This is a genomic window from Spiroplasma alleghenense, assembly GCF_003363775.1.
GTDB lineage: Bacteria > Bacillota_I > Bacilli_A > Mycoplasmatales > Mycoplasmataceae > Spiroplasma_B > Spiroplasma_B alleghenense.
The window spans coordinates 88462-99606 of record NZ_CP031376.1 but is presented as its reverse complement, the minus strand read 5'-3'; the positions used below and the strand labels follow the sequence as shown (position 1 = coordinate 99606).

Sequence of the window (11145 nt, the reverse complement as noted above, 5' to 3'; positions counted from 1 at the left end):
ATATGATATTTAAATTTATTTTTAAAGACCTGTAGCTGATTTTGCCAAACTAGCAATAAATTCTTTAGAAAAAACGTAGCTAAACTGTGTAAGATTTGTACCATCTTGGTAAGTTTCACTCAATTTTTCTCCCGGCGCTTTTAATAATTCCATTAATTTTTCTGCTTTATCAGCTGAAAATTTATTATCTTTTCCGGTTGCAATTTGACCACCAAATCAAACATCTTTTCCATCTCAGTCACCTTCAATTGGATTTCCATGTTGGTCAGTTCCCTCTATAATATCTTTATCGATTTCAATATTCTCAGATTTAAAGGCTTTACTATGAACTAGAGCAGCCCTTCCTGCACCTTCTAAGTTTTTTAGTGCACTAGTAATAAATTTATCTTTATAATTTCCGTATAAATTTGTCTGATCTACATCAGCTCCAACAACCAATGCATTTGATTTTCTATCCTTAATTACTTTTAATGTGTCTTCGGTTTGGGGACCAGCAAATGGAAATATTACATCCGCTTTACCGTCAACTATTAGTTTTGTAGAAAGAGGTGTTCCATCACCCTGAGCAAAAGTCCCACTGAAGAAGTTGTTTGCAGACATAGCGGTTGTTCCATAAAAATTTTGTGTTGGAGCAAATTCAACCTTTGCATCTTTAACATCCGTTGGTTTTTTACCTATAATGTCTAGCAAACTATTTAGCAACTCATTTTCATTTGTCTTAGAATCCTCAATTAAGTCATTCATAAACATAACAGAAGAAAAGTATCCTGCCAATGCATTTGATGTAGCAAACGGAGAATGTTCCCCACCGCCATAAGCTGTGATAACCGGTTTTAAATTATTTTTTTCAAAATTGTATAAAATCGAAGCGACTCCAGCGTAAAATCCCGAAATTTCAGCCTTAAATAGAACACCGACTACATTTTCGTAATGTTCTTCACCGCTCTTAACTGAGCTTCCGTCAAGGAAAACAACAGTTCCGGGGGCGTCACCCTCTGAATAAACTTCTGAAGCCTTAGCAATATGATTTGCATGTTGATAACCAGGCAAAATTAAGCCTTTACCTCCATTTTTACGCGAAGTTTGATACGCAGGCTCAAGATCTGTTGGAGACTTCGGTTCCAAATAAGAACTTTGTCCCTCTCTTTTTAAATCCTGTGATAAGAATTTGTTTGCTGCATTAAATGCAGATTCGTTAAATGACTTATCTTTAACTTTTCCTGTATCAGTAACGACTCAGACATCTGAATCTTTTTTTACTCCACATGCAACGACACTCATTGCCGAAGTAGTGGATAGCGCCGCAACGGCGAAAACACTTAATAATTTTTTCATATTTACCTCCATTGTTACAATTAAGAGAATTATATTAACCCTCGTAATTATTATACATAAATTTTAAAAAATATTGAAAAAATCGGAGATATTTTTTTCCAAAAAATTTCCAATGGTGATTTTTCCAATATTATAGTTTTTAAGAATTATTTGATTTTAGTTCTTTTGCAGCTATTTCACCCATTGATTTAATTGCTTCAGTGTTTAAGATTTCTTTAGCTCCGACTTTGGTAGAAATATTTTCTTGATAATAAACACTTAGTGCTAATCCTGCTGGAGACAAAATTGCAATTAAATCTTTGTAATTTTGATCGCTTATTTTATTGCTTCCCCCACTACTAAAGTCACCATCGAATCATACATTTTGCCCGTCTCAAGAACCCTCAATTTTATTACCAGATTTGTCCTTTCCGATAAATTCATCTTTCTGTTCTTTAGTAACTTTGTCTGCGTAAACTTTACTATTTACTAATGCAGATTGTGTTGATTCCTCTAATTTTTTAGTAGCCGAAGTAATGAAGTAATCACTGTAATTTTTGTATAATTGAACTTGATCTGTATCTACACCAACTATATGAATACTATCTTTTCTATTGCTTTTTTTAATAGCGGCCAGGGTGTCCTCGGTTTGAGGCCCAGCTACAGGGAATATTACGTCTGCATTTTCAGAAATAAGTTTTTCCGCAGTTGTTGTTCCACCGCCTACTTCAAAAGAACCCGAAAATCAATTTTGATCTTTGTCGCTTGCTGGTGCATTCATTTGAGTTGCTACTCTAGAAGCGCCAATAAAATCAGATTCGCTTTTATCTTTATTTAAAACTTTTATTAAACTTGTTAAAACATCCGGACTTTCTTTTTTTAGACTGTTCATGAAGTCTATTGAAGCCATAAACCCACTTATAAAATTAGTTACCCCGGTTGCATTGTGAAGACCTCCGAAGGCACTTAATTTCACTTCGGCAGGTTTATCGCTTACGCTAACTTTATATAAAATTGATGCAACTCCAGAGTAGAAGCCAGACATTTCAGATTTAAACTGTATTCCAATAACATTTTTATTACCCTTATTGTCCCCGTCTAGAAATACGACACTTCCCTCTCCTGAATCTGCCATAACTTCAGAAGCGTGGTTTATGTGTTCTTGGTGCGCAAAACCAGGTAGAACCAAAGCCTTGGCTCCGTTTTTTCTAGCAGAATCATAATTTCTTTCAATTTCTGAAGTATTTTGTGGAGTTAAATGAGATATAACCATATCTTCAATGTTTAGTTGCTCTTTTATAAACTTGTTTGAACCATTATATGCTGATTCATTAAATGATTTATCATTTATCTTCCCAACATCAGACACTAGAAAAATATCTGTATATTTTTTTACTCCACAAGCGACAACGCTTGTTGCAGAAGTTGTAATCAAAGCTCCTGCTCCTATTATTGATAATAATTTTTTCATATTTCTCTTTCCCCCTACAATCTAAATATCGCATATTCAAAGGAAAAAGTCTCTGAATTTAAAATCGTTTTGTGGTATTAAAATCGTTTTTTTCAACCAAACTCTATAAACCTTGGATTTATTGATATAATTTAAAAAGAGGGCAAATTATGGATATAGGTAAATTTAGAAAAATAACAAAAAAGCCGGTTCTTTGAATTGGGGCAATAAATGTCATAATTTTGCTGATTGCTTTACCGGTTATTTTGACAATCGAATTAAGTTTAATTATGAAAATAACTATAACTAGCCAGTTTATTCTTGACTTAGTTTTGATTAACTCAGTAATTGGGGTTTTGAATTTTGGTAAAACTCCAATTGCTTTGCTATATGAAACTCACTTCGATGTTGAAGTAGATACCGATTCTGCAAAAAGCGTTGAGTTTAAGAAATCTAGATATTGTTACTGAATCACAAGCATTTTACCAATAGTAACTTTTTTTATAATAGTTTCAAGTACAACAATGGCTAACAATATAAATTTTGGAGAAGGATTTAAAGTTGCTTGAGGACCAGCATTAATTTTGGCTCTAATTAATTTCACTTTACTTTTATTAAATTTTAGTTTAACTGTTTATTTGCTAAATACCAACGAAGAAATAATAAAAACAACTCTAAGTTGAAGGAAAAAATTCAAAGAAGAAATGATTAAAGAATCCAAAGAAATAACTACAGAATTCGAAACAATTGAAGATGTTGAAGATGTTGAATAAGATAAAAAATAAAATTGCCCGTAATAAAGGGGCAATTTTATTTTTTAATAATAATTTTGTTAATATTTTTACCTAAATTATGAAATTTTGTTTCATACTCAGTAGGAATATTGTTTTTAAGCAAATTTTTATCATTATAAAGATCGTTTGTGTTCGATACCAACTTCCATTGGTTTAACTCCACCATTTCTAAAGTAAATTCATATAGTTTATCATTGTCTGTTTTAATATGAATTTCACCCCCATCAACTAAAATATTTTTATAAATATTTAAAAAAGTTGTAAAAGTGAGGCGTTTTTTAGCATGTCGTGATTTTGGTCAAGGGTCAGAAAAATTAAGGTAAATTCTTTCAACTGAATTAGTTGAAAAATATTCTTCTAATTTTTCTGCATAAGAATTTAAGAATCGCAAATTTTTTAAATCCGGATTTGTGGTCAAAGATTTCTTAACAGCAACCCCAATTACCGTGGTTTCTTTCTCCATTGCTACAAAATTAATATTTTTATTTTGACTGGCAAGATTTGTAATAAATCCACCCTTGCCGCATCCAATTTCTAAGTGGATTGGGTTTTTATTTGCATAAATTTTCTCTAAATTTAATGGTTCTTTAACTATTACAGGCAAAAGTCACCATTGGTTTTCCTTTAAAAAAGATTCTGTTCAGGGCTTATTTCTTAATCTCATTTTAAACCCCAAGGATTGGACTGTAAAATCCAAAAGCCACTCCCATAAATAATAAAGTAGTTAAAGTATCAACTATGGTTGTAATAATTGGTGAGGCAAAAATGGCCGCATCCAATTTGAAGTACTTAGCCAACATTGGAAGACTAGCTCCAATTAGCTTAGAAGTTACTATTGAGATGAACATTACAAGCGAAGTGACTAGAATAGCAGTTCAAAGTTCAGTTTGATTAATATCCCCATTGAACTGAATTGCAAAAATAATTATCATTCTAATGAAATTGAAGAAAACTACAAAAGCACCAACCATTGAAGCAACACGAAATTCTTTTCAAACAACTTTTCAGTAATCTCCCTTTTTAATTTCTTTTAAGGCAATAGCTCTAACTATCATAGTTGATGACTGGTTGGCTGCATTACTAGAAGTTGTTATTACCACAAGCAGAACAGGCAAGATAATCATTGTCATTACAAACACACTACTATTTAGTGATATTTGAGAGCCATTAACCTTAAATAACATCATTGAACCGATTATTATTAATTGCATAAAAGTGGCTGAGAGCATTAAAAAAGTTAGTCAACCTGCTCGCGATCACATCATTTTTCAAAAACCAGTATCAAAATAGCTATCTTCTAATGGTTTCATCCCCCCCATTTTGTGAATGTCTTCTGTATTTTCATCTTCAATAACATCTATAACATCGTCCACAGTGATTATTCCTACAAATTTATTTTCTGAATCTAAAACCGGTAACGTTTGGATATCATATTTTTTAAAAATATCAGCAACATCCTCTTGATCTGTTGTTGTTTGCGCATAAATCAAACGCTTGTCCATTATGGAGCTGATTAAGGCTTTTTCCTTATTGAAAACTAAGTCTTTTAATTGTAAGTAACCAACCAAGTTATCAAATTTATCAACAACAAAGAAATCTTCGTTCTCCTCGTTTATTTCGTAAAGCTCACGAATTTTTTTAATCGCCGAAGAAACCGTATCACTTTCTAGTAATTTAATATATTCAACTGACATTATTGCTCCCGCTGTCATTTCGTCATATTCAAGAATTTGGTTTACTTTTAGACGAACTTCTTTGGAGGCCACCTTTAAAACCTTGCGCACCGCTTCAGTTGATAACTCATCGATTGTATCAATTACATCATCAATGTATAAATCATTAATTAATTCTTTCAATTCAATATTAGTTAATTTTTCAACAAGAAATTCTTGAGTTTTTCGAGAAAGATAAATAAAAACATGTGATGCGTCCTCAGTTGAGAGGAGGCGAATTATTTTTAGAACAACCTCGTTATCAATTTCTGCCAGAGCTTCAGCCACATCCACAAGTGGATATGATTCACAAACCTCCTTTAATTCTTTTGTTTTGTTTTGTTTCGACAAATCGATAATCTGTTTTTCAATCTGTTTTACTTCTGTCATTTCCATTTTTTTATTCCATTCTAGTTTTATTAATCTTTTTTATTAAGCAAAAAAATTGTTTCATCTGCTAGTTGCGGCTTGGGACTTTTGCTTGATCCAATTAATTTACCCGCAATTAAGTCACATTGATATTTTTCTAATTTTTTAAAAGTTAAGTAATTATCAATACCTTTAAGAATTATTTTAGCATCAATTTTGGCCCCAATTTCTTGACATTTTACAAATATTTCCTGATACTCTTTAACTTTTCCTAATTTATTGATTATTTCTTCATCAATAAAAAGGTAGTCTGGTCGGTATGAACCAATTAATTGATAGGCAGTGTCTTTTGCTCCAAAATAAGTTAATCCTATTTTAATTCCGGCTTTTTTAATAAGTTTGATATTTTTTTTCAAAAATTCAATTGATGTTACTTCTTTGGTAATATCAAATAAAAAACACAGATCATGCTTACTTAAATTTAAACTTGATAATTTTTCAAGTAAATCATTAATTGAAAAATCCTCACTTGAGACAACCCACTGATCATAGTTAAAAAATATTTTTTTATTTTTTAGCAGCTTACGAAATTCCTTAGCGTCCTTAAGGTTTTCTAAACTTTTGAAGCGGTTAAAAAGCGATTCTAGCCCCGATTCACTAATTGTTACTAACGGTTTTTTCATTACCGAATCTGTTAATTTTAATCCCCCAACTGTAGGGCTCAAATAGAAGCCCTCTATTTCATTTCTACTCATAGAAAAAATTGGCTCAAAAATTGTTCCAAAATGGTTCAAGTCGATGATTTCGTTTAGAGCCAACATCTTTCTATTTTGATTCAATTGCGAATTGAAATCTGTTGGTTTAACAATGATTATATTATTTTCATTTTTTCTTCTAACTTTTTCTGTTTCCGAGTATCGATTGAAAGCTTGCAATTGTTCTACATCATTGCTATGAATTCCGTAAATAGAAACTGAGCCAAGCAACTTAATTGAAATAAAATAGTTATCAATTTTAAATTTAGTCTTAATTTTATTTAAAGTAATTTGAACGGCATGAAGCAAGTCGTTTTCATCTCGAATTGGCTTATTATTATTTTCATATGCATTATTAACTTTATCAAAATCAATTTCCTCTAATGGTACAAAAGCACCAAATAATTTGTATGAAGATTTAAAAAAAACTGTTCTTCCATCGTAGTCTTGAAAACTTTTATAAGCTTGTCCGGCGATATTTTGAATAATGTAATCCTTAACTCGATTATTTAATTTTTTTTCAAATTTATCAAAATTGGCAATGTAATAATTTACAAAAAGACCATACTTGATTTTGTTTTTAGTTACAAAATCTGTAATTGCCATATTAGCTCCCGATTCAAGAATGTAACGGTTTTGGTCATATGAAATAATGTTTCTTAACTTTAAGGCATGACGATATACAGCCTCAATAACGCTGAAAATTGCAAAACATAAATATCCCGTTAAAATCCAAGATGATAAAACCAGGATTCTGGTGATTCTTTCAATTGTAAAATTATCAACAAATATAAACAACATTCCCGAACTTAATACTGATAGGGAAAACACAGATCAAACTCATCAATTATTTACCTTTTGGAAGTATTTTTTGAATATCGCCATAATAATAATTACTACATAGCTGACAACCAAGATAGCTAAAACATAATTATTATTAACTGCTTGAAATAAATTTGGCATTCAATTTGGCATCACCAATATTGTGATTGTTTCAATAATAGCAGCTCCTATTGCAGCTATGAAACCAACGAAAATTATGATCAGACCCAATACTAAAACCGGAAAAAACAATGCCAAATATTGGATTTCTTGTATTGGAATCATAACTTTTACAAGTACCCCGACAAGCAAAGCAAGTCCACCAAATATTATTCCTATTATTAATAAATAATAAATTTTTATTTTCTCAAACAAATGACGAGTTAGTCCATAAATTAAAGCATATATAAAAGTAAATAGGCCTGTAAAAGCCGAGCAAACCGCTACAATTGTTCATATTGATCCAGACATTTTATACCTCGCTTTTAAATAAAATTAAAATTTAAAAAAGAAAATCAATAATCAAATTAATTGCCTTTTTTAAATTTCAAAAAAATGGTGGAGATGGCGGGAATCGAACCCGCGTCCAAAATAGTCCGGTGAAAAGTTTCTACAGTTTAGATAACTTTGGATGCGTTTCAAATAATGAAGTTATCAAAAATTAATTAAAACGTTGACAGTATAATTTCGACTCACCTTACTGTCGGTTGGCAAATCTATTGTACAAGGCTTACACAGAATTAATAATGTACAAATTATCAAACTGCGGAAATACTATAATTCTTAAGAATTATTAAGCTGCTAAAGCAACTCCAGCTGATGCGTTATTGATCATAAATGCTGGCATTTCAAAGTTTTCGCTTTCGCGTTTTTTGTTTGCATTTTTTCAAACCTAGAAGTCTTATGGTCTACCACACCACTGCAACTCTTCACCAGAGATATCCTGTCGAAACCGGGACATCCCCATAAACTAATTATATACTTTTATTTCGGTATTTAATAGCGATAAAATTAGACACGAAATAAATAATTAGTATTTGTTCAATTTTGAAATTCTTCTTTCAACATCTCTTTGTTTTATAGTTTCCCTCTTATCATAATTTTTTTTACCTTTACCCAAACCAATTTCAAGTTTTGCTAAATTGTCTTTTAGGTAAAGTCGAAGAGGTACTAAAGTTAAATTTTCCAATTGAATTCTTTTTAAAATTTTTTGTTGTTCTTTTTTATGGAGTAATAAATAACGATTTCGTTCTGGTTCTAATTTAATATTTGTTGCGAATTCGTATTTTTTAATGGACATGTTAAGGACTTCTGCTCTTCCGCGGCGAATTAAAATAAAGGCTTCATTGATTGAAACATCTTTGCTACGAATAGATTTTATTTCTGGTCCATTTAAAACCAATCCTGCTTCAAAGGTTTCTAGAATTTCGTAATTAAAATAAGCCTTTTTATTTTTTACAATAACATGTTCTCCCATTGAAATCTCCCCTTATTTTTTAATAAACATAAAGTCAATTATCCTTTTTTTAACATCAGCATTTTTAACTTTTATTCTAACTTTTTGACCTAATTTATATACTAAGTTTTGTTTACTTACCATCGTTTGCATTTTTTCATCGTAACTGAAATCTGAACCCAATTCAGTAATATGAACTAGACCTTCGACGCAATTTGGAAGTTGAACAAAAACTCCAAATTTTAAAACAGCCGAAACAATTCCATCAAATTCTTGCCCAATAAATTTTGTCATATATTCCGCCATACAAACTTTGTTAACTTCTCTTTCGGTGTTAACGCCTTTTTTTTCAGTATCATTAATTATTGTGCAAGCGCGATTAATGAAGTTTTCATTTCTAGTTAAACTTTTTGGATTTAAATCCTTATCAATTAAGTACTGTTTTAAGTATCGATGAACAATTAAATCTGAATAACGTCTAATAGGAGAAGTGAAGTGAGTATAGCATTCGCTAGCTAATCCGAAATGTCCGATATTATCAAGATTGTATTCAGCTTTTTCCATAAATCTTAATAAGGTGATATTTATTAATTCTCGTTCATCGCGGTCAGGAATTTGTTTAGATATTTCTTGAAGTGTATGACGGATATTTCTTGGATTCAACTTATCTGAATCTGTCAGTTTTGGGTTTATACCAAAGTTAGAAAGCATTCCATATCACTCTATTAAATTTTCATCTTTTGGTTTGCCGTGATCTCGATAAATAAATGGAAGTTCTTTTTTGAATACAATTTCAGCAACGCTTTCGTTGGCACTAACCATAAAGTTTTCAATTAATTTTTCACTAATTCCAACAGTTCTAGCTACAATATCAATTACATTAGAGTCGCTATCCAAAATTACTTTAGCCTCTTTAACATCAAAGTCTATTGAACCACGAATATCGCGCTCTTTTTCAATAATTTCGTGTAGCTCTCTTGCAACCATCAACATTTCTGCAATTTCTTTGGGTCTGTCAGTTTCTTTGGTTTCAAAAAATTTGTTTACTTCCTTATATGTTAATCGAGCTTTAGAATTCATGATAGATTCATAAACTTTTTTACTTACAATATTCCCCTTGCTGTCGAATTCCATTTCACAAACTAAACATAATTTATCTTCATTAGGATTCAAAGAACATACTCCGTTTGATAAAGTTTTGGGCAGCATTGGCAAAACCTTGTTTGCTAGGTAAACTGAGTTTCCTCTGTATAGAGCTTCAGAATCTAATGCAGATCTAGGTTCTACATAGTAACTAACATCTGCAATTGCAACTAAAAGTTTATAATTTCCATTTGCTAATTTTTCTACATAAATAGCATCATCTAAATCTTTCGAATCCTCACCATCAATTGTTACTAAATTTTTATCAACTATTAAATTTGTACGTCTCGTTACCTGAGCATCATTGTAGTTGATTGGCTTTGCAACCGATTCAGCATTTTTCAAAGTTTCTTTTTTAAACTCGGTTGGAACATCAAACTCATAAGCAATTGAAATAATTCGATCTACGGCTTTATTAGAATTACCGATTATTTCTACTATTTTTGTAAACATTTTTTTCTCTTTTACTTCAAGTATTTTAACTTTAATCAATTGATCAGGTTCAATTTTAAAAGCCGCCTTGTTTACCATGACAATGCGGTAGTTTTTAAATCCGTTTTCTGCTGGTATAAAATCTAAATATTTGCCATCTCATGATTTATTGATTTCCCCAATTAAAAACTTTTTAGTTCTTTTTGAAATTGCTAAAACTATCCCTTTTAAGCGACCATCATTTTCTTTTTCTAATTTATAAACAACTTCGTCATTTGTTATTGAACCAGCTAAAAAAATTGCTGGAACAAAATAGTCATTATCAGGGTCGTTAAAATCCTTGACGAATCCAAAACCTTTATCATTTATTTTTATTGTTCCTACTTTAAAGTCTTTTCCAATCAGATAAACATCACCGTTAATGGTCGTAGCAATTTTATGTTCTTCTTCTAATTGATTTAAAGAGAATTGAAATTGTTCAAAATCAGAAACTTTTAGTTTATTGGATAAATCAGAAACTTTTTGCAGGCTTTTTTGTACTAAGCTCTCCAAGATAATTTTAATCATTTCTAAATCCTCATTTTCTAATAAAAAACACTATTATTTAAGAATAGTGTTCGTAAGTATACAAATAATAATGGTTATTACAAACAAGGCAATTCCAAGAGAAAACATTCATATTGACATAGTTTTATCTAAACCGCGCTCTTTTGAGTTAGAGAACAATTCATCATTTCCCCCATTAAGTGCGCTCAATCCTGTTTGAGATTTTTTATTTTGAATTAATCCTACAGCTATCATAATTAAAGCTATTATCATAGCAAAAATTTCAAAAACCATTATTAATGTATTCTGTCATTCGTGCGCTTGCATTAAAATCACCTATTCCTTTAATTAT

9 protein-coding genes and 1 other RNA gene are annotated in these 11145 nt (G+C 30.8%); 1 reads left to right on the top strand and 9 read right to left on the bottom strand.

Features of this window, described 5'->3' with window-relative positions:
• Nucleotides 1–21: 21 nt before the first annotated feature.
• Together SALLE_RS00440 and SALLE_RS00435 are read right to left on the bottom strand one after the other, a co-directional pair.
• Nucleotides 22–1335, bottom strand: a complete 1314-nt coding sequence (locus tag SALLE_RS00440; RefSeq protein WP_162807912.1) for a BMP family ABC transporter substrate-binding protein — start codon at nt 1333–1335, stop codon at nt 22–24.
• 139 nt (nt 1336–1474) lie between these two features.
• Nucleotides 1475–2785 (bottom strand): BMP family ABC transporter substrate-binding protein, encoded by a 1311-nt coding sequence (locus SALLE_RS00435; protein ID WP_115557689.1) that lies wholly within the window; start codon nt 2783–2785, stop codon nt 1475–1477.
• A 149-nt stretch (nt 2786–2934) separates the two neighbouring features.
• Here SALLE_RS00435 and SALLE_RS00430 point away from each other — a divergent pair, with 149 nt between their 5' ends.
• Nucleotides 2935–3537, top strand: coding sequence for a hypothetical protein (locus tag SALLE_RS00430; RefSeq protein WP_115557688.1), 603 nt, complete (start codon nt 2935–2937; stop codon nt 3535–3537).
• A 37-nt stretch (nt 3538–3574) separates the two neighbouring features.
• Here the strand turns inward: SALLE_RS00430 and trmB are convergent, their stop codons facing one another.
• The 7 genes from trmB to secG all read right to left on the bottom strand — a co-directional run bounded on the left by trmB (nt 3575) and on the right by secG (nt 11120).
• The gene (gene trmB / locus SALLE_RS00425) at nt 3575–4222 is read right to left on the bottom strand and encodes a tRNA (guanosine(46)-N7)-methyltransferase TrmB (protein WP_115557687.1); all 648 of its coding nucleotides are present in this window, start codon (nt 4220–4222) and stop codon (nt 3575–3577) included.
• Nucleotide 4223: 1 nt separating this feature from the next.
• Nucleotides 4224–5666, bottom strand: coding sequence for a magnesium transporter (gene mgtE, locus SALLE_RS00420; RefSeq protein WP_115557686.1), 1443 nt, complete (start codon nt 5664–5666; stop codon nt 4224–4226).
• A gap of 23 nt (nt 5667–5689) precedes the next feature.
• Entirely contained in the window at nt 5690–7687 is a 1998-nt protein-coding gene (locus SALLE_RS00415; RefSeq protein ID WP_115557685.1) for an EAL domain-containing protein, read from the bottom strand.
• Between the two features lie 85 nt (nt 7688–7772).
• Nucleotides 7773–8181, bottom strand: a transfer-messenger RNA (tmRNA) gene (gene ssrA / locus SALLE_RS00410).
• Nucleotides 8182–8246: 65 nt separating this feature from the next.
• The gene (smpB, locus tag SALLE_RS00405) at nt 8247–8693 is read right to left on the bottom strand and encodes an SsrA-binding protein SmpB (protein WP_115557684.1); all 447 of its coding nucleotides are present in this window, start codon (nt 8691–8693) and stop codon (nt 8247–8249) included.
• Nucleotides 8694–8705: 12 nt separating this feature from the next.
• Nucleotides 8706–10814: a ribonuclease R gene (gene rnr / locus SALLE_RS00400; protein WP_115557683.1), complete on the bottom strand. Its 2109-nt coding sequence runs from the start codon at nt 10812–10814 to the stop codon at nt 8706–8708.
• Nucleotides 10815–10847: 33 nt separating this feature from the next.
• On the bottom strand, nt 10848–11120 hold the full coding sequence (gene secG / locus SALLE_RS00395) for a preprotein translocase subunit SecG (RefSeq protein WP_115557682.1): 273 nt from the start codon (nt 11118–11120) through the stop codon (nt 10848–10850).
• Between the last annotated feature and the right edge of the window lie 25 nt (nt 11121–11145).